At 41.6% G+C, this 19,863-nt stretch carries 19 protein-coding genes and 1 pseudogene; 17 read left to right on the forward strand and 3 right to left on the reverse strand.

Annotation, left to right across the window (positions count from 1 at the left end; translation table 11 throughout):
- Positions 1–71 precede the first annotated feature (71 nt).
- From O3651_RS01575 to O3651_RS01635, 13 genes and pseudogenes are all read left to right on the forward strand, one after another.
- Entirely contained in the window at positions 72–734 is a 663-nt protein-coding gene (locus O3651_RS01575) for a hypothetical protein (RefSeq protein WP_371609334.1), read from the forward strand.
- Complete coding sequence (locus O3651_RS01580) at positions 735–2,261, forward strand: DNA cytosine methyltransferase (RefSeq protein WP_371609335.1); 1,527 nt, start codon at positions 735–737, stop codon at positions 2,259–2,261. It abuts the gene before it with no gap.
- A gap of 54 nt (positions 2,262–2,315) precedes the next feature.
- Positions 2,316–2,612: pseudogene (locus tag O3651_RS01585) on the forward strand (NUDIX domain-containing protein); the annotation flags it as partial.
- 27 nt (positions 2,613–2,639) lie between these two features.
- Positions 2,640–3,464: a DNA-formamidopyrimidine glycosylase gene (mutM, locus tag O3651_RS01590; protein WP_371609336.1), complete on the forward strand. Its 825-nt coding sequence runs from the start codon at positions 2,640–2,642 to the stop codon at positions 3,462–3,464.
- A 5-nt stretch (positions 3,465–3,469) separates the two neighbouring features.
- On the forward strand, positions 3,470–4,066 hold the full coding sequence (coaE, locus tag O3651_RS01595) for a dephospho-CoA kinase (RefSeq protein WP_371609337.1): 597 nt from the start codon (positions 3,470–3,472) through the stop codon (positions 4,064–4,066).
- A gap of 10 nt (positions 4,067–4,076) precedes the next feature.
- Entirely contained in the window at positions 4,077–5,273 is a 1,197-nt protein-coding gene (locus O3651_RS01600) for a multidrug efflux MFS transporter (RefSeq protein ID WP_371609479.1), read from the forward strand.
- Positions 5,273–5,422 carry a 50S ribosomal protein L33 gene (rpmG, locus tag O3651_RS01605; RefSeq protein WP_005590723.1) on the forward strand — a complete coding sequence of 50 codons (150 nt, stop codon included), beginning with the start codon at positions 5,273–5,275 and terminating at the stop codon, positions 5,420–5,422. The genes O3651_RS01600 and rpmG overlap by 1 nt, the downstream gene beginning before the upstream one ends.
- Positions 5,423–5,463: 41 nt before the next feature.
- Entirely contained in the window at positions 5,464–5,697 is a 234-nt protein-coding gene (gene secG / locus O3651_RS01610; protein WP_061909629.1) for a preprotein translocase subunit SecG, read from the forward strand.
- An 85-nt stretch (positions 5,698–5,782) separates the two neighbouring features.
- Entirely contained in the window at positions 5,783–8,131 is a 2,349-nt protein-coding gene (gene rnr / locus O3651_RS01615; protein ID WP_371609338.1) for a ribonuclease R, read from the forward strand.
- Complete coding sequence (smpB, locus tag O3651_RS01620; protein ID WP_002894882.1) at positions 8,094–8,561, forward strand: SsrA-binding protein SmpB; 468 nt, start codon at positions 8,094–8,096, stop codon at positions 8,559–8,561. The genes rnr and smpB overlap by 38 nt, the downstream gene beginning before the upstream one ends.
- A 215-nt stretch (positions 8,562–8,776) precedes the next feature.
- On the forward strand, positions 8,777–9,640 hold the full coding sequence (gene tehB / locus O3651_RS01625; RefSeq protein ID WP_288929745.1) for an SAM-dependent methyltransferase TehB: 864 nt from the start codon (positions 8,777–8,779) through the stop codon (positions 9,638–9,640).
- A 324-nt stretch (positions 9,641–9,964) separates the two neighbouring features.
- Positions 9,965–11,671, forward strand: a complete 1,707-nt coding sequence (locus O3651_RS01630; protein WP_371609339.1) for a C69 family dipeptidase — start codon at positions 9,965–9,967, stop codon at positions 11,669–11,671.
- 210 nt (positions 11,672–11,881) lie between these two features.
- Positions 11,882–13,168 carry a U32 family peptidase gene (locus tag O3651_RS01635; protein WP_371609340.1) on the forward strand — a complete coding sequence of 429 codons (1,287 nt, stop codon included), beginning with the start codon at positions 11,882–11,884 and terminating at the stop codon, positions 13,166–13,168.
- A 144-nt stretch (positions 13,169–13,312) separates the two neighbouring features.
- On the opposite strand, the gene O3651_RS01640 is transcribed toward O3651_RS01635, so the two are convergent.
- Positions 13,313–13,669 (reverse strand): hypothetical protein, encoded by a 357-nt coding sequence (locus O3651_RS01640; RefSeq protein WP_371609341.1) that lies wholly within the window; start codon positions 13,667–13,669, stop codon positions 13,313–13,315.
- 89 nt (positions 13,670–13,758) lie between these two features.
- Between O3651_RS01640 and O3651_RS01645 the strand changes: the two genes are divergently transcribed.
- Positions 13,759–13,974 (forward strand): YdbC family protein, encoded by a 216-nt coding sequence (locus O3651_RS01645; RefSeq protein WP_005590703.1) that lies wholly within the window; start codon positions 13,759–13,761, stop codon positions 13,972–13,974.
- A gap of 9 nt (positions 13,975–13,983) precedes the next feature.
- Here the strand turns inward: O3651_RS01645 and O3651_RS01650 are convergent, their stop codons facing one another.
- The gene (locus tag O3651_RS01650; RefSeq protein ID WP_371609342.1) at positions 13,984–14,538 is read right to left on the reverse strand and encodes a biotin transporter BioY; all 555 of its coding nucleotides are present in this window, start codon (positions 14,536–14,538) and stop codon (positions 13,984–13,986) included.
- Between the two features lie 645 nt (positions 14,539–15,183).
- Complete coding sequence (gene gorA / locus O3651_RS01655; RefSeq protein WP_371609343.1) at positions 15,184–16,533, reverse strand: glutathione-disulfide reductase; 1,350 nt, start codon at positions 16,531–16,533, stop codon at positions 15,184–15,186.
- Between the two features lie 213 nt (positions 16,534–16,746).
- Between gorA and O3651_RS01660 the strand changes: the two genes are divergently transcribed.
- Genes O3651_RS01660 through O3651_RS01670 form a run of 3 tightly spaced genes read left to right on the forward strand, consistent with a single transcriptional unit; the run spans position 16,747 to position 19,836 of the window.
- On the forward strand, positions 16,747–17,898 hold the full coding sequence (locus tag O3651_RS01660; protein WP_371595148.1) for an efflux RND transporter periplasmic adaptor subunit: 1,152 nt from the start codon (positions 16,747–16,749) through the stop codon (positions 17,896–17,898).
- A complete protein-coding gene (locus tag O3651_RS01665) occupies positions 17,882–18,580 on the forward strand; it encodes an ABC transporter ATP-binding protein (protein ID WP_061909609.1) in 699 nt (232 codons plus the stop codon). Before O3651_RS01660 ends, O3651_RS01665 begins: the two co-directional genes overlap by 17 nt.
- Positions 18,580–19,836, forward strand: a complete 1,257-nt coding sequence (locus O3651_RS01670; protein WP_125370650.1) for an ABC transporter permease — start codon at positions 18,580–18,582, stop codon at positions 19,834–19,836. Before O3651_RS01665 ends, O3651_RS01670 begins: the two co-directional genes overlap by 1 nt.
- The last annotated feature ends 27 nt before the right edge of the window (positions 19,837–19,863 follow it).

Raw genomic sequence — 19,863 nt, forward strand, 5'->3', positions numbered from 1 at the left:
GAGATTGCTTTTAATAAAAGTTCTCAATTATATATACGAATGAATCCGTTTTTTTTGAAGCCATACGAACTTTGTCAGATATACTAGATGTTGTTGAATTAGATAGAAATGAAATTATAAATTTAGACATGTCTTTTTTGAATAATTTATTGTTAGAAGATAAAAATCTCTATACTCTATACAAAACAATAAGTTCTAGTAATCCAAATAAAACTTATATAGAAAAACTGATTGTTAGTATACAACAATTTAAAAAACCTTCAGGAAATGTAGATAGTGACTTATATAATTCTGTAAAGGATATTAGCGATAAAGACGATTTAGAACGGAGACTAAATCAGTTATCTTCAAATCAATTAATTTTATCATTGAATAATGAAAAGTTTTCTTCAGTAAAACATAATCAGCATATTATTCAAAAAAAAGATTTAATTAATTTTAAGAATGTATATATTGAATCCTATTTTAAAGAAACAAAAAAGATTGGTCGTTTTTTGGAACGAAAATTTAACAATGACATAAAAAGGTTTGATTTCAAAGATTCTGAAGAACATTCTAAATTTCCTCACATACATTTTGTAGATAGCAAACCGTATTATGGTGTGACTTTATTTTTAATCGATAAGAACTTTCCTGATTGCGAATTATATAAGCATGCGAATCCTGATAAAGATTTTTCCCTCCATCATGAGATTCTAAAGTATTTGGATAGAAAAGGATTTAAAACACAATAAATGTATAAAGTAATTGATTTATTTGCAGGAGCCGGTGGGTTAAGTTTGGGGTTCGAGCAAGCAGGGTTTGTGATAAAAAAAGCAGTAGAAAATAATAAATGGGCAAAGGAAACCTATAAAAAGAATCACTCGAACGAAGTAGAAATTTTTGATAATATTATAGATTTACATTTTAGTGATAAAGATATTGATGTTGTTATAGGTGGACCACCTTGTCAAGGTTTTTCAAATGCAAATAGAAATAAATCGGAATTTATTAATAATAATAATTTGTTAGTTAAGGAATATTTTAGAGCAGTAAAAGAAATTTCTCCCAAAGTTTTTGTGTTAGAAAATGTTAGCTCCATTCTATCGGATAGTCATTTGTTCTTTATGACCAAGGAAGATGAAAAGAATTTTAATATTAAAACAACTGATAAGGAATTTAAACTATCATTATTTGAAGAAAATAATAAATTTTTAAAAACATTTATATTAAATGATTGTATAGATTCTAGAATATTTACTTATTTGATTCAGAAAGATCTAGCAAGAATATTAAAGATATTAAGTAAAAAAAATGAAGATGCAAAAGAATCTTATTTCAAGAAAAATCTTTCTAAAATCGAATCTTTAATTTTAAAGCAACAATTTCATGATGAGTTTCTTGACTATAAAGTCGCTATAGAAGAGTCCATTTCTAATCAACTGATATCAGAAGAAAATGATATACTCATAAAAAAATATATAGACTTAGATAAGTCAATAAAATTTTTAAAATCACTTTATGAAAATAATATTGTATATTCATTTAAAGAAAGTCATAATATATTCATATTAAAAAGTTATACTGTTAGAGAATACATGGAACAGGTTGTTTTGGAAGATTTTTTTCTACAAAGTTTTATTTTAAATGCTAGTGATTATGGAATCCCACAAAATAGAAGACGTTTCTTTCTAATAGGTAAAAACAAAAAATATTTTGATCAAGATACAAGGCTTGATTTTACGGATTATACTAGCAAAAGCTATACTATTGGAGATGCTATTAAAGATTTGGAAGACGTTCCAGTAACTACAAACATTGCAGATCCCCCTCCAAAATATAAAAATTTATCTATTTCTAGACAGAATGATTATTTAAAGAGAATTGCAAACAGCAATTTAATTTACAATCACTTAGTTACAGAAACGAGTGAGATTGCTTTAAAACGTTTTAAAAATCTTAAACCAGGACAAAATTTTCATGATTTGCCAGTTGAACTAAAATCTACATATAGCAATTCTGGTAGGACACAAAATACTATCTATCAAAGATTAGATTATAATAGTGTCTCAGGAACGGTTGTAAATGTAAGAAAATCAATGTGGGTTCATCCTACCTTAGATAGGTCAATAAGTGTTAGGGAAGCTGCGAGACTACAATCTTTTCCAGATAGCTTTGTATTTTATGGAACAAAAGATTCTCAATATCAACAAGTGGGTAATGCAGTCCCTCCTTTATTGGCTTCAATAATAGCTAAAAAAATTAAAAGGATATTAATTTAATATTAGTGTTCAAAATCATGCAAGCTACTAGCGTTAGTGGGGACTTCTCTGCAAGCAGCCGTGCGTGAGTTTTACGAAGAGACAGGCATTGCTGTTGAAGCCAAGCGCTTGCTGAATGTCTACACTAATTTTGATGAATCTTATCCTAATGGAGACAAAGTGCAGACGGTTGTCTTTCTGTATGAATTCCAGGCACTGGAGAATGTTGATATTACCAATTTTCATAATGAGGAAACACTGCGTTTAGGATTCTTTTCTAAGAAAGAAATAGCGGAGCTGGAAAATGTATCGGATAAACACCGCCTGATGCTGGATGAGTATTTCTCGGACAGCTTTGCTATGGGGCTTTGATATTGAGAATACTAAGAAAGGAACTTTATGCCTGAATTACCTGAAGTGGAAACGGTTCGGCGTGGTTTGGAGCGTCTGGTTGTTGGCAAGACGATTGGGCAGGTGCGGGTCCGCTATGCCAAGATGATTGGTACGGGAGTGGATAGCTTTGTCCACGACTTGCCAGGTCAGACCATTGAAAAGATTGGCCGTCGGGGCAAGTATTTGCTCTTTTACTTGACAGGCGGAGTGCTGGTTTCCCATCTGCGAATGGAAGGCAAGTATCTTTTCTATCCTGAAGAGGTGCCCGAGCGCAAGCATGCCCATGTTTTTTTCGAGATGACAGATGGTGGAACGCTTGTTTATGAGGATGTCCGCAAGTTTGGGACCATGGAGCTGCTGAGAAAGGATCAGCTGGAGGCTTATTTTGCTGCCAGAAAGCTTGGTCCTGAGCCAACAGACTCAGACTTTCTTTTGGCGCCTTTTGCCGTAGCTTTGAGTCGCTCCAAGAAGCCTATCAAACCCTATTTGCTAGAGCAGACCTTGGTTGTTGGTCTGGGCAATATCTATGTAGATGAGGCCCTTTGGCGGGCGCGGATTCATCCGGCAAGGCCAGCAGCTAGTCTAAAGACTGCTGAAGTGAAACGGCTGCGTGAGCAGATTATAGAAGTTTTGCAGCTTGGGATTGAGAAGAGGGGTTCGACTATTCGGACCTACCGCAATGCTTTGGGCGAAGATGGCACGATGCAGGATTTTCTGCAGGTCTATGGAAAGACTGGTCAACCCTGTGCTAGATGCGGCAGTCCGATTGAAAAAATTAAGCTGGGTGGACGAGGTACTCATCTCTGTCCTCACTGCCAGAAAGCGAGGTAGCTGTTATGGTAAGAATTATTGGTATCACCGGCGGTATTGCTTCGGGTAAGACAACAGTGACAGAGTTTTTGCGGCAGCAAGGCTACCAAGTCATCGATGCGGATCAATTGGTGCATGAGCTACAAGAGCCAGGAGGACGACTGTATCAAGCTCTTTTATCTACTTTTGGTTCAACTATCTTACAGGAAGATGGGAGATTGGATCGGCCTAAGCTGGGAGCTATGATTTTTGGGAATCCCGAACTCTTGGCGCAGTCTAGCCAGCTTCAGAACGAGATTATTCGAGAGGAACTGGCTCGCAGACGAGACTTGCTGGCAGAGACGGAAGATATCTTTTTCATGGATCTTCCCTTGTTGTTTGAGTTAGGATATGATAACTGGTTTGACCAAATCTGGCTGGTGGATGTGACGGAGGAAACTCAGCTCAGTCGCCTTATGAATCGAAATGCTCTGAATCAGGAAGAAGCAGAAAAACGCATAGCAGCTCAGTTATCTTTACAAGAAAAACGAAAGAGGGCGGACGTGTTGATTGAGAATAATGGTGGGCTAGAGGAGACAAGACAGCAGCTTCTCGATGCTTTGCAGAAATTAGAAAGAAGATGATTCTATCACGATACAAGTAAATTGGAAACATAATCTGAAAATCGCTTGGTTTGGGAACTTCCTGACAGGTGCCAGTATTTCCTTGGTCACTCCTTTCATGCCCCTTTTTGTGGAGCAGCTAGGAGCGCGTGGTCATGAGGTGGAGTATTATGCTGGTCTTGGCATTGCTCTTTCGGCTGTTTCGGCAGCCTTTTTATCCCCTGTCTGGGGTAGTTTGGCTGACCGCTATGGCCGTAAACCTATGATGATTCGGGCTGCTACGGCTATGGTTTTTACCATGGGAGGCCTTACCTTTGTGCCCAATATTTTCTGGCTCTTACTCCTACGCTTTCTAAACGGTGTTTTTGCTGGTTATGTGCCCAACAGCACAGCTCTGATTGCCAGTCAGGCACCTAAGGACAAGACGGGCTATGCGCTAGGTACTCTAGCAACTGGTGTCGTTGCTGGTAATCTCATGGGGCCCTTGATTGGTGGAGTGATTGCTGAAGTTTTTGGCATTCGCAATGTCTTTCTACTGATTGGCTTTTTCTTTCTAGTGGCGACCCTGATGACGGCTGCTTTTATCCGAGAAGATTTTAGGCCAGTCACCAAGGAAGAGGAGATTGGCTTTGGGGAACTCATTCGCCAGATTAGATATCCCAAGCTCTTGTCCACTCTTTTTCTGACTAGCTTTGTTATCCAGTTTGCAGCCCAGTCTATTGGTCCGATTCTTTCCCTTTATATTCGGGAGTTAGGTCAAACGGACAATTTGATTTTTGTATCTGGCCTGATTGTTTCGAGTATGGGACTGTCTAGTATGCTGAGCTCAAGTATTTTAGGCCGTATGGGGGATCGGATGGGCAATCATCGTTTGCTCGTTTTAGCTCAGTTTTATTCTATTATCATTTACCTGCTCTGTGCTCATGCAGGCTCTTCGCTCCAACTCGGTTTTTACCGTTTCTTGTTTGGTTTAGGGACCGGAGCTTTGGTGCCGGGGGTCAATGCCCTATTGAGCAAAATCACGCCTAAGTTTGGGATTTCTCGAATCTTTAGCTACAACCAGATTTTCTTTTATCTGGGTGGCGTCATCGGCCCCATGTCAGGCTCGGCTATTGCAGCGACAGCAGGCTATCATTCAGTCTTTTATGCTACAGCAGGCTTAGTGGGATTGAGTCTCCTTATCAACCTTTTTTGTTTTGGAAATTTATTGAAAAAGAAGGAAATCTAGTGCGCGTTAAAATTCATTTGAAATGCTCCAGTTGCGGCAGTCAAAATTATCTGACCAGTAAGAATAGTAAGACTCATCCTGATAAGATTGAGGTATTGAAGTACTGCCCCAAGGAAAGAAAAGTAACCTTACATCTTGAATCTAAGTAGATTTTATGGTAAAATAGAAAGGATTTTAAGGAGTTTTATTTATGTATAGCCTATTATTAACGATTTTAGTCATTTTATCAGGTTTTATTGTCATTGCTATTTTCATGCAACCAACTAAAAACCAATCTAGTAACGTGTTTGATTCGAGTGCCAACGACCTTTTTGAGCGGTCTAAAGCACGTGGATTTGAAGCTGTGATGCAGCGTATGACCGGATTCTTGATCTTCGTCTGGTTACTGATTGCCTTGATATTGGCAGTATTATCTAGTAAATAAAATGGGCTCTGACTTTGTCTTGGCCTTTTTTTAAAGTTTAAAAAGAGAGGAACATCAAAAGTCCCTCAGTATATAGAAAGAAAGTATGAAAGAAGAAATTATAGAATATTTAAAAGAAAAGCAGCAGGCTAGCGTGAATGAGCTGGCAGCTGCTTTGGGGAAAGAGTCTTCCAAGGACTTTAGTGACTTGGTCAAGATTATCTCCCAAATGGAAAGAAAGCATCAGATTCGCTTTGATGATGAGGGGCGGATTGAGCTTTATGAGAAGAAAAAACAGGAGCGTCTGACGCTCAAGGGTGTTTTTCATGCCCACAAGAATGGCTTTGGCTTTGTCACCCTGAATGAAGAAGAGGATGATCTTTTTGTCAGCCGTAATGATGTCAATCATGCCATTGATGGCGATACGGTGGAAGTGGTCATTACTAAGGTGGCAGATCGTATCAAGGAAACATCAGCTGAAGCTAAGATTATCGATATTTTGGAGCACAGCCTGACCACAGCAGTTGGCCAGCTGGTGTTAGATGAGGAAAAGCCCAAGTATGCGGGCTATATCCGCTCGAAAAATCAGAAAATCCGTCAGCCTATTTATGTCAAAAAACCAGCCATGGTTTTGGATGGCACAGAGGTGCTCAAGGTCGCTATTGACAAATATCCGACCAAGAAACACGATTTCTTTGTGGCTAGTCTGATTGATGTAGTCGGTCATGTAAACGATCCAGGTATTGATGTACTGGAAGTGCTGGAGTCGATGGACATTGTCTCCGAGTTTCCAGAAAAGGTCTTGGAAGAGGCCGAGCGAGTTCCAGATGCACCGACAGAAAGTGATTTGGAAGGACGTTTGGACCTGCGCGAAGAGATAACCTTCACCATCGATGGAGCGGATGCCAAGGACTTGGACGATGCGGTCCATATCAAGCGCTTGAAAAATGGTAATTTTGAGCTGGGCGTCCACATCGCAGATGTATCCTACTATGTCAAAGAAGGCTCTGAGCTGGACAAGGAAGCCCTCAATCGGGCAACCTCCGTCTATGTGACCGACCGCGTGGTACCTATGCTGCCGGAGCGCCTGTCCAACGGTATCTGCTCTCTCAATCCCAATGTGGACCGGCTGACCCAGTCAGCTATCATGGAGATTGATGCCAAGGGGCGCGTGGTCAAGCATACCATCACCCAGTCTGTCATTAAAACGACCTTCCGCATGACCTACAGCGACGTCAACGACATCATCGCAGGAGATCAGGAAAAGGCTGCGCAGTTCAAGGCCATTGTGCCTAGTATTGACAGCATGGTCCAGCTGCATGAGATTCTGGAAAGCATGCGCTTTAAACGTGGTGCGCTCAACTTTGACACCAATGAAGCTAAAATCATAGTCAACAAGGAAGGCCGGCCAGTGGATATTGTCCTGCGTCAGCGGGGAATTGCCGAGCGCATGATTGAATCCTTTATGCTAGTGGCTAATGAAACGGTAGCTGAGCATTTTGCTAAGTTAAATCTGCCCTTCATCTATCGGATCCACGAGGAGCCTAAGGCGGAGAAGGTGCAGAAGTTTATCGACTACGCCTCTAGCTTTGGGATTCGGATATATGGGACGGCTAGCTCTATGAGTCAGCAGGCCCTGCAGGATATTATGGAGGCAGTCAAAGACCAGCCTTATGAGGATGTCCTGTCTATGATGCTTCTGCGCTCCATGCAGCAGGCTCGTTACTCTGAGCACAATCACGGTCACTATGGTCTGGCAGCGGAGTATTATACGCATTTCACCAGTCCGATTCGCCGCTATCCGGATCTTCTGGTTCACCGGATGGTACGGGATTATGGACAGTCTAAAGAAATAGCAGAGCATTTTGAGCAAGTGATTCCAGAGATTGCCAGTCAGTCTTCTAGCCGAGAGCGTCGGGCTATCGAGGCCGAGCGTGAAGTCGAAGCCATGAAGAAGGCTGAGTACATGGAAGAATTCGTTGGGGAAGAGTTTGACGGCGTGGTTTCAAGCGTGGTTAAGTTTGGACTCTTTGTCGAGCTGCCCAATACGGTCGAAGGCTTGATTCATGTCACCAACCTGCCAGAGTTTTATAGCTACAATGAGCGGACGATGACCCTGCAAGGAGAAAAGTCTGGCGTGGTCTTTAAAGTCGGTCAGCAGATTCGCATCAAGCTGGTCCGAGCGGATAAGGCTACGGGCGAGATTGACTTTGAATACCTGCCTAGTGAATTTGACCTGGTAGAAAAGACTAGCAAGAGTGGCAGAGGCAAATCCGGCAGAAAGAGACGCCGTGAGGATGACAAGCGCAGCCATTCTTCCAAAGAAAAAGGCAACAGAGATAAGAAAGATAAGAAGTCCAAGAAAGGCAAGAGCCAGAAGGCATTTTACAAGGAACTAGTCAAGAAAGGAGCCAAGCATGGCAAAGGGAGAAGGAAAGGTCGTCGCGCAAAATAAAAAGGCCAGACACGACTACACCATCGTGGATACCATCGAGGCTGGCATGGTGCTGACCGGGACGGAAATCAAGAGTGTCCGTGCCGCTCGTATCAATCTAAAAGACGGCTTTGCCCAAATCAAGAACGGTGAGGCCTGGCTCAGCAATGTCCATATTGCTCCTTATGAAGAGGGCAATATCTGGAACCAAGAGCCTGAACGTCGCAGAAAGCTACTGCTGCATAAGAAGCAGATTCAAAAGCTGGAGCAGGAGACCAAGGGAACCGGAATGACGCTGGTACCGCTCAAGGTCTATCTCAAGGACGGTTATGCCAAGCTGCTCCTGGGTCTAGCCAAAGGGAAGCACGACTATGACAAGCGCGAGTCCATCAAACGCCGCGAGCAAAACCGCGACATCGCAAGACAAATGAAGAATTTTAATACAAGATGAAAGCTCTTCAGGACAAGCTGTCGTATAAGATGCAGGGATATATTTTAGGAAACAAAACTTAATGTATGATATGAGCAAGAATTGACTACTGAATCATTTCTTGCTTTTTTGTTAGTGAGACCTTGAATACCCTAGCGCTTGTCAAGTCTGGCTTTTTCGAGTATGATAAAGACAGTTAAAATTTTGAAATTTGGCTTTCAGAGAAAGGATTTTTTATGACAGAAAAATTGCTAGCTTATAAACGCATGCCAGTGTGGACAGCTGAGACCATGCCCGAATTGGTCAAGAACAAGCACAATACCAAAGAGGGAACTTGGGGCAAAATCACTGTTCTCAAGGGACGCCTTAAGTTTGTTGAGATGTCAGAGGAAGGTGAGGAGCTGGCTGAGCACATCTTTGAAGCTGGTCAGGACAATCCTTTTGCCCAGCCCCAAGCTTGGCATCGGGTCGAAGCCTTGACAGATGATTTGGAGTGGTATTTGGAGTTTTACTGTCGGCCTGAGGATTATTTTCCTAAGAAATACGGCAGCAATCCAGTGCACTCAGAGGTTTTGGAAGCTATGCAGACGGTTGGCCCAGGACGGGCCTTAGATCTAGGCTGTGGTCAAGGTCGCAATGCTCTCTTTCTAGCCAAGCAGGGCTTTGAAGTAACGGCCGTAGATCAGAGTGAGCTGGCACTGGAAATCTTACGTAGCATTGTCGAGCAGGAAGATTTGGATCTGCCAGTGGGTACCTACGATATCAACTCAGCTAGTCTGACTCAGACTTATGACTTGATCGTCTCTACCGTTGTTCTGATGTTTCTGCAGGCAGAGCGGATTCCAGATATTATCCGCAATATGCAAGAACATACAGCGCTTGGCGGCTACAATCTCATCGTCTGTGCTATGGATACAGAGGACTTCCCTTGCTCTGTGCCCTTTCCTTTTACTTTTAAGGAAGGGGAGCTTGCGGAGTATTATAAAGACTGGGAGCTGGTCAAGTACAATGAAAATCCTGGCCACCTCCATCGCCGTGATGAAAACGGGAATCGGATTCAGCTGCGCTTTGCGACTATGCTGGCTAAAAAAGTGAGATAAATTTTTTGAAGCTCAAGTCGGCTCTGCCAAAATCTCTAGTGAATTGCTTATAAAGATTTTATAGCAGGATGTTTTCTGATAAGATAAAAAATAATAGCCTTTCCTCTAAATAAGATGGGGCTATTTTTTAGTTTATTTGCTCTGATTTGAGAAAAAAGTAGAGGAAATATAGATTAGATAAAAAATATACACAATTTTGTGTAAACGCTTGCAAAAAGTTTAGAAAGAGAGTATACTAAAATAGGAATGTTAAGGTATTACGGTTTATGTTGTTTAGACTGGGAGTTGATTCCAGCCCCGCAGATAGTCAAAAGGAGATAGACTATGAAGAAAATACTGCTCAGACTAATGTTCCTTGCAATGTTAGTTGCTCTTTTGCCTGTTCATGTGGCACAAGCGTGTTCTGCTTTTATTGTCGGTAAAGATCTGACAGCAGATGGCTCTACTCTATTTGGTCGGACAGAGGACTATCCATACGCCCCTGACGGTGGTCGGCACAATCAAAACTATGTAGTTGTGCCAGCTAAGACCTATAAAGATGGCGATAAGATAGAAGATGAGTCAAATGGCTTTACCTATCCGCATTTGGCGAATGAAATGAAATACACAGCTGTCTACGACTCTGATCGTGATAACGGAAGTAACGGAAACTTCGCTGCGCATGGCTTTAATGAACTTGGTGTAGCTATGACAGCGACCGTTTCAGCAACACCAAATGACAAAGTGCTTAAAGAAGACCCACTTGTAAAAGATGGTCTTCCAGAAGCATCATTAGTTGACCTTGCTTTGCCTCGTGCAAAAACAGCACGTGAAGTTATTGAGACAGTGGCGAAAGTTCTGGACGAAAAAGGATCAGCAGAAGGAAATATCATTGTTGCAGCAGATAAGAATGAGCTGTGGTACATGGAAATCCTGTCTGGTCACCAATATGTAGCTATCAAATTCCCAACGAATAAGTATGCTGTCTTTGCGAACACTTACTATCTTGGTCATGTTGACTTGAACGATAAGGAAAATGTCATTGCTTCTAAAGACGTGGAAGAAGTAGCTAAAAAAGCAGACAACTATAAGACCGACAAAGATGGCAACTTTATGATTGCTAAATCTTATGGACCTGATAAATATATGGAACGTAACCGTTCTCGGACCTATGCAGGTATCAAGTGGATGGATCCACAAGCAAAAGTAAATTATGATGATGAAGCTTTTGATCTCTTGCGCGAACCAACTGATCCAAATAAGAAATACACAGTTCATGATGTGATCGCTGAACAAAGAAATCGTTTTGAACACTTGCCAGAATATAAAGCAGATGACTTAGTTGAAGTCGGTAAGAAGATCGATGGCAATGTCTACAAATATGCGCTAGGTAACGAAAATGTAATCGACGCCCACGTTTATCAAATCAAACCAAACCTGCCAAATGCCTTTGGCGGTGTCATGTGGCTGGGTCTGGCACAAAGTCGCAACACACCATATGTGCCATTCTATGGTAATGTAGAAGATACTTACGAAGCTTTCAAGAACCGCTCTACTAAATATGACGGAAAATCTTGGTATTGGACTGTTTGGCATATTGACCAAATGGTTATGAAATATCCAGAAATCTTTGGTAACAGCATCCAAGAAAAATGGAAAGCAAAAGAAGCTGAATGGGATAAAGAACAAACCGAACGCGACGCCAAATATGCAAACTACACAGATGAACAAGCCAAAGCCGCTGGACCAGAAGTGACGAAGGAAGCCTTAGAACGCTCAGAAAAAATCTTTAAGGAAATCAAAGCAGTCGAAGCAGAGATGGAAGAAAAGATTAAGAAGGAAAAAGGTAAAGATGCAGATCTTGTCTATACAGGCTATAACAAAGCAAACCTCCTGGCTGAAGCAGAAAAAGGAAAATCAGCGGACAAAGCTAGCGATACGAAGAAAGATAGCTCAAGTCAAACTACTTGGATTGTCATCGGTGTATTGGTTGTTCTAGTTGCTGGATTCTTCGGATACAAACAATTTAATAAAAAGAAGGAGGAAGAATAAATTTTGAAAGAAAAGCTAGAAGTTTAAGACTTCTGGCTTTTTTCCTCTTTCTAAGATAATAAACCTATATCCTAAAATACTTAGTAAGGAGATGAGGATAGAAGATTAGAATTGTCAAAAAACTAGGCTCCATCTTGCTTTTAGCGGTAAATTGCTATAAAATAGATAGGGTTAAACATCAATACTTTTATATTGCAAATAGGAGAAAAGATGACAAAGAAATTAAAACGTCCAGAGGTGCTTTCACCAGCTGGTACGTTAGAAAAGTTAAAAGTAGCTGTTCGCTATGGGGCAGATGCTGTTTTTATTGGTGGTCAAGCCTATGGTTTGCGCAGTCGTGCGGGGAACTTCACTTTTGAGCAAATGGAAGAAGGTGTCCAATTTGCGGCTGAGCATGGTGCCAAGGTCTATGTAGCGGCCAATATGGTCATGCACGAAGGAAATGAAGCCGGTGCTGGAGAATGGTTCCGTCGTTTGCGAGACATTGGGATCGCGGCTGTTATTGTTTCTGACCCAGCCTTGATTGCGATTGCAGCTTCTGAAGCACCTGGTCTGGAGATTCACTTGTCAACGCAGGCTAGTGCAACCAATTATGAAACGCTTGAGTTTTGGAAAAATCTTGGTTTGACACGGGTTGTTTTGGCACGTGAGGTCTCCATGGCTGAGCTAGCTGAGATTCGCAAGCGTACCGATGTAGAAATCGAAGCCTTCGTTCATGGAGCAATGTGTATTTCTTACTCTGGCCGTTGTACCCTTTCCAATCACATGAGCATGCGCGACGCCAACCGTGGCGGTTGCTCGCAATCTTGTCGTTGGAAATATGATTTGTACGACATGCCTTTCGGACAAGAACGCAAGAGTTTGAAGGGGGAAATTCCAGAAGAATTTTCTATGTCAGCTGTTGATATGTCCATGATTGACCGCATTCCTGATATGATTGAAAACGGTGTTGATAGTTTGAAAATCGAAGGTCGGATGAAGTCTATTCACTACGTTTCTACGGTGACCAACTGCTACAAAGCTGCTGTGGATGCTTATTTGGAAAGCCCAGAAAAGTTTGAATCTATTAAGCAAGATTTGGTAGATGAAATGTGGAAAGTAGCCCAACGTGAGCTGGCAACTGGCTTTTACTATCATACACCAACTGAGAATGAGCAGCTTTTCGGAGCCCGCCGTAAGATTCCAGAATATAAGTTTGTTGCTGAAGTGGTTGCTTATGATGAAGTGACACAAACTGCGACCATTCGCCAGCGGAATGTCATCCATGAAGGCGATCAGGTAGAATTCTACGGACCTGGTTTCCGCCATTTTGAAACCTATATTACGGACCTCCATGATGAAAAAGGAAATAAGATTGACCGTGCGCCAAATCCAATGGAATTACTGACGATTACCGTTCCACAGCCAGTCCAACCTGGTGACATGGTCCGTGCCCGCAAGGAAGGTTTAATCAATTTGTATAAAGAAGATGGCACTAGTGTGACTGTTCGGGCTTAATTCGAAGCGAAGTCAGGAGGAATTTGCTAGTTAAGCAAGAGTTGCTTGCGTTGATGCGAATTGATAGCAGAGCTAGTTATCCTATAAATTCTGCCATTAACTTTCAAAGAAAAAAACTCTTCAAATCGCTTTTGATTTGAAGAGTTATTTTTTGAATTTGCGGCTTTCGAGCCGAATATCTTTTCTCTGGGCTTCACGGATGTTATTGGGAACTATACTGATGCGCTGGATATCAGGCACACGGATGATGGTTGTCATACTTTTTTTGAAATTCTTGACAATTAGCTGCTGGCGGTCACGGTCATATTTGACAATATCGCCAGTAAAATTCTTATCCAGAAAAATAACATGGACACCAGAATCTTTCCGCAGAGCCAAATCAATGGTCTGCAGGATGTGACTGTTGTCATCCTCTTCCTTATCTGTCTTTTTATAGTTAATGAACTCATTCGTCTTCTGTAAAATCATTTCGAGATATTTTTTCATAGATAAAATCTCCATAACTTGTTACAATATATTATATAATAAAATAATTGAAAAAGTAAAATCTTTTACGAATAATGAGATAGAAAGTAGAAAAGAGGTAAAGTATGGCAGATTTTAAATTTGAAATCGAGGAAAAATTGCTCGTTTTATCGGAAAATGAAAAAGGTTGGACCAAGGAGCTCAACCGCGTAAGTTTTAACGGTGCGCCTGCTAAGTACGATATTCGCACTTGGAGTCCTGACCACAGCAAGATGGGCAAGGGAATCACCCTTTCCAATGAAGAGTTTCAAGTTCTTTTGGATGCATTTAAAAATGGATAGACTTTAAGTCTATCCTTTTTTATTGTCTGAAAAATAGGGATGAAATGCTAGGCTTCTAAATATAGGAATGCTGATGAGAGTGATTGAGACCATTTTTAAAAGATCAGGAAGAATGAAAGGTGTGACTCCAACAGCCATGGCCTTAGAAAATCCCATATTAGCCAGAAAATGAAGTCCGATAACTCCACCGACGAAGACCAGTGTATCTCCGATCAGATTAGCCAAAAAGATCGTGTAAAACTTGCTATCCTTGCTTGTCAGACTGGAAGCAACCAGCGCAAAGAGTAGATAAGCCCAAAGGTAGCCCGCGCTTGGACCAAAAAGTGCTTGAAATCCACCGCTTCCTCCGGCAAATACCGGCAGACCAATAGCTCCTAGCAGCAGATAAAGCAGAACAGACAAGACAGCTTCGCGGGTTTTAAAAATGGTTGCAATTAAACCTACAGCAAAGGTCTGTAAAGTAATGGGAATCGGTCCAATGGAGAAACTAAGCTGGGAGAGTACAGCTAGGAAAGCAGCGCCAATAGCTGGGAGTGCAAGAAGAAATGCTTTGTTCTTGTTCATGAATAGTAAACCTCTTTTTAAAATTATGGTAACTATTTTAAATCAAAATAAAAAAAAGTCAAGTCTTTTTACATCAGACTAGACAGTTGTTTGCTTATTTCCGTTTTTTGCGGCTCCGAATGAGGAGGAAGATAAAGGCGATTAAACCAAAAATATTAAAGAAAATAATTCCCAGAGCTGCTAATAATTTTTTCGTTTTGCTCATTTCCAATCCCCTTTCTCTTAGTATTTCTTACTATCATATCAAAAATACGGTTTCTTGAATAGCAGAAAGGGTAAAAGATGGTTGGGAAGTTATGAATATTTTAAGAAAATAGGATTTTCTAGACAAGTTACAATTTATAAGCTTGTCTAGAAGAAGTAAGTCAACTAAATAAAAAATAGGAAGATTCTTTACATAAATCTTCCTCAATTTTAGAAATAATTTAGAATTTCTTGAATGATAATTGAATTTTATGCTTTAAAATAAAGAAAGAAGTCAAAGAATAAAGCCAGATAGTGTGTCTAGGTCTATTCCAATGGCCTAAGACTTCTTTCTTACAAAAATGTAAGATAAAAATCCAAAATGAAAGGATAAGTTATGGTCGCCCTTTATTCTTTATTTTATGATAATAGTGAGCTTTAGAAAGGCCAAAGAAGGAACTTTTAGCGCATGGTGACAAATTCTTCAGAGCCAGTTGGGTGGATGGCAACAGTGGCATCAAAGTCAGCTTTGGTAGCTCCCATCTTAATAGCAACAGCGAAGCCTTGGATCATCTCATCTACGCCATAGCCAATGCCGTGAAGGCCGACAACCTTTTCATCCTGACCCGCAGTGATAAGCTTGAAGCGAGCCTGCTGGCGGTGCTGGGTGACAGCTGAGTACATAGAGGTAAAACTAGAGGTGTAGACATGAACTTGCTCAGCGCCATAATCTCGAATAGCTTCTTCCTCCGTCAGCCCTACTGTGCCAATAGCGGGGTGGGAGAAGACGACAGTCGGAATAGTGGAGTAATCCATCTTGGCATCTGTCTTGCCGTTAAAGAGGCGTTCAGACAGGGTGCGTCCAGCCTTGATTGCTACTGGCGTCAGCTCTTTTTCGCCCGTCACATCGCCCAAGGCATAGATGCCAGGTACAACAGTGTTTTGGTACTCATCCACAGCGATAAAGCCACGGTCATTCAGGGTAACTCCTGCAGCATCAAGATTGAGCCCTTGGACATTTGGCTTACGGCCAATAGCCCAGATAATTCGCTCAGCAATATGGCTACTGCCGTCTTGGAAGTAGAGTTGTAGTTGGCCATCGACTAGTTTTTCCACTCGTTCGGGTATCTTGTGAGCATGAAGACTAGGACCAGATTTTTCCATCTCAGCCACCAATCCGTCAATCAGATAGCTATCGAAATTGCGGAGAGGACGGTCGCGACGGACAAAGAGATCCGTCTTGACACCTAGAGTATGGAGGACACCAGCAAGCTCCACTGCGATATAGCCTGCTCCGACAACAGCAACAGACTTGGGAAGCTCTTCCCAAGCAAAGACATCATCAGAAGTCTCACCGTATTCGGCACCAGGAATCTGAGGAATGGCTGCATGAGCACCTGTTGCGATAACGATGTGTTTGGCGCGAATCAATTCTCCATTGACTTCGACTGTATGCTTGTCAACGAAATGAGCGCGACCTTCGATCAGTTCAACGCCGTTGCGTTTAAAGCTTCCATCATAGGATGAGCGAGCGCGGTCAATGTAGGCTTCCCGATTCCTTCGTAAAGTAGCAAAGTCAAAGTGCTGAGTTTCTGAAGTAAAGCCATAGTCTGGTCCGTAGTGTTGGATGGCCTCGGCAATCTGAGCACCGTACCACATGATTTTTTTAGGGACACAACCGACATTGACACAGGTTCCCCCTAATTTCTTTTCTTCAATGACAGCTGCTTTAGCGCCATGCTCACCAGCGCGATTCATGGTAGCAATACCCCCGCTACCACCGCCAATTGCAATAATATCGAATTCTTTCATAGTTAGATAGAAGCTCCTTTAATCAATATGAAGTAATTGTACCTTTTTTAGAAAATGAATGCAAAAATCTGCTATGATTTAGAGATCCTGCAGCGTTTTTAGAGGGAAAATGGTCTTTTAGGGATTTTGTCCCTTTTCCTATCACAATATGTTAGGCATATGATATAATGTAGTATAAAAGAAAAATGGTTTTCATCAAGAGGAGGAAAAAAGATGAAAAAGCTGAAAAAATGGCAGCTATTTAGTATTATCGGAGTTGCTGTTGTAGTTGTAGTAGGAGCAATTTCTGCAATAGTCCTGAGTAATCTTAGTTCTACAACAGAACCTAAGGAAGTTGCACCAATTGTGCAGCAGGCAAAAGAAGGTAGCATAGCCTCATCTGTCCTGTTGACGGGGACCGTAACGGCTAACTCAGAGCAATATGTTTATTATGATGCTACCAAGGGCGACTTGGAGTCCGTCCTAGTCAATGTTGGCGACCAAGTAGCTGTAGGACAAGCACTTGTTCAATATAAGAGCACAGAAGCTCAAGCAAATTATGATGCAGCAGTTCGTGCTGTCAATAAGGCTGACCGTCAGATTAATGACTTACAGACTAATGGGGCGACAGTAGAAAAAACTGGCGATGAAGAGACGGATAGTAAATCCCTTGCTTCTGCTCAACGTACCGTCGATTCTCAACTGGCTGATTTGCGTGATGCACGTTCTGACGCTGTGGATAATATGAACAAGGCGCAAGCATTGTTGAATGCAGCGACTGTTACAAGCACTGTTGAGGGAACAGTAGTAGAAGTAAATCGCGATGTATCCAAATCAACAACAGGAACTAACCAAACCTTGGTGCACATCGTCAGCAATGGTAGTCTTCAAATCAAGGGAGAACTCTCTGAATACAATCTGGCTAATTTGTCAGTTGGACAAGAAGTAACCATTACCTCAAAAGTGTATCCAGATAAAAAATGGACAGGTAAAATTAGCTATATTTCCAACTATCCTAAGGATGGACAGCAAGCTTCATCAACCAATACAGGTGGCGCAGCTTCCTCTGCAAAATATCCATTTACAGTCGATATTACAAGTGAAATTGGTGATTTGAAGCAAGGTTTCTCTGTCAGCGTTGAAGTGAAAAACAATACAAAAGGGATTCTTGTACCAGCAAGCAGTATTATCTCAGACGGAGACAAGAACTACGTTTGGACTGTCGAAAAAGGTAAAGCGAAGAAAGTGGAAGTAACCTTAGGGAATGCTGATGCTGAAAATCAAGAAATCTCATCTGGTTTGACAAAAGACAGTAAAGTTATCACCAATCCAACAGATAGCTTGAAAGATGGTCAAGAGGTGAAAGCGGATGAAAAAACTCATTGATCTACGAAATATTAACAAAACCTATCGGAATGGTGATCAAGAACTTAAAGTCTTAAAAAATATCAATTTGACAGTTGAAGAGGGCGAGTTTGTGGCTATCATGGGGCCGTCTGGTTCTGGGAAGTCCACCCTGATGAATATTATCGGGATGTTGGATCGTCCGTCTACTGGCGAGTATTTTTTAGAAAATGAAGATGTTGCAAACTTGGGTGATAAGAAGTTAGCCAAGGTGCGAAATAATCAAATCGGCTTCGTTTTTCAGCAATTTTTCCTCTTGTCTAAATTAAATGCCCTTCAAAATGTGGAACTCCCGTTGATTTATGCGGGGGTGTCACAAGGAAGTCGAAAAAATTTAGCTAAGCAGTATTTAGAAAAAGTAGATTTGGGCACTCGTATGACTCACTTGCCATCAGAGTTGTCTGGGGGACAGAAGCAACGTGTTGCGATTGCGCGTGCCTTGGTAAACAATCCTTCGATTATTCTTGCCGACGAGCCGACAGGAGCCCTCGATACCAAAACTGGGGAGCAAATTATGGAACTCTTGACGGAGTTGAACGCTGAAGGAAAAACGATTATCATGGTTACTCACGAACCTGAAATTGCTGCCTATGCTAAGCGCCAGATTGTCATTCGTGATGGACTTATCTCTTCAGATAGCGCTGAGAAGGAGGAACGTGATTAATGCAAAATTTTAAATTTGCCATTAGTTCCATTCTTGGGCATAAGATGCGGGCTTTTCTGACCATGATTGGGATTATCATCGGGGTTGCGTCTGTTGTCGTCATCTTGGCACTGGGAAATGGAATGCAACAGGGAGTTACCAAGAGCATCACAAAAGAACAGAAGTATGTCAGCTTGCTTTATTCTCCCACTAAAAATAATTATACGATGGGAGTTAATTTGATGGAGGTCAATGGTGGTCAAGATGCAGATAGTGAGATACTAGAGGAACCACCTGTTGTCCAAGAGTCTTGGGTCAAGGAACTACTCAAAATTGACGGAGTCAAGGGCTATTATGTGACCAATGGTTCAACAGCTGATTTTTCTTATCAGAACAAGAAGTCTGATAAGGTCAACATTACGGGTGTGAATGCCACGTTCTTTAAAATTAGAAAATATGAGATTTTAGCTGGACGGACTCTCTTGCCTAGTGACTATCAAAGTTTTTCTAACGTGATGATGATTGATGAAACAGTGGCAACCAGCCTGTTTGGAAGTAGTGCGGAAGCCCTGAATAAAATAGTTTCAGTCGGTGATAGTAACTATCGGGTTGTTGGTATCTATAAGGATCCCAATGCTGGTCAGAGCATGAGTATGAGCTCGGGTAGCGCCTTGATGGCGAATACACAGGTGGCATCTGAATTTCATACAGATGAAATCTCAACTGTCTATATCTATGTGCCAGAAGTGGATCGTATCAACGAAGTTGGTGTAGAAGCAGCCAAAGAATTGACAGCTCTTTCAGGAGCTCGTCAAGGAGAATATCAAATCCTGAATATGGATACCTTGCTGGAGCAGTACAATCAAATCACAGGAACTATGACCGGTGTTATCGGAGCTATTGCAGGAATTTCCCTCTTTGTTGGTGGTATCGGTGTGATGAATATTATGTTGGTATCCGTTACAGAGCGGACACGGGAAATTGGTTTACGAAAAGCTCTTGGAGCAACGCGTGGAAATATTCTCACGCAGTTCTTGATTGAATCCATGGTATTGACCCTTATCGGTGGTTTGCTTGGTCTTAGCCTTGCCTACGGAATCAATGCTCTGCTAGCTGCAGTCGTGCCTGAAAACGTATTTGGAGGCCCACCAGTTGTCTCTGTCACTGCAGCAGTTGGAAGTCTTGTCTTCTCAGCCATGGTTGGGATTGTCTTTGGTATCCTGCCGGCTAATAAAGCATCTAAATTAGACCCGATTGAAGCGCTGAGATATGAATAATATCATCAAAAGTCTGGGAGACCAGAC

This window comes from Streptococcus sp. 27098_8_73 (assembly GCF_041432495.1).
In the GTDB taxonomy this organism is placed as follows: Bacteria; Bacillota; Bacilli; order Lactobacillales; family Streptococcaceae; genus Streptococcus.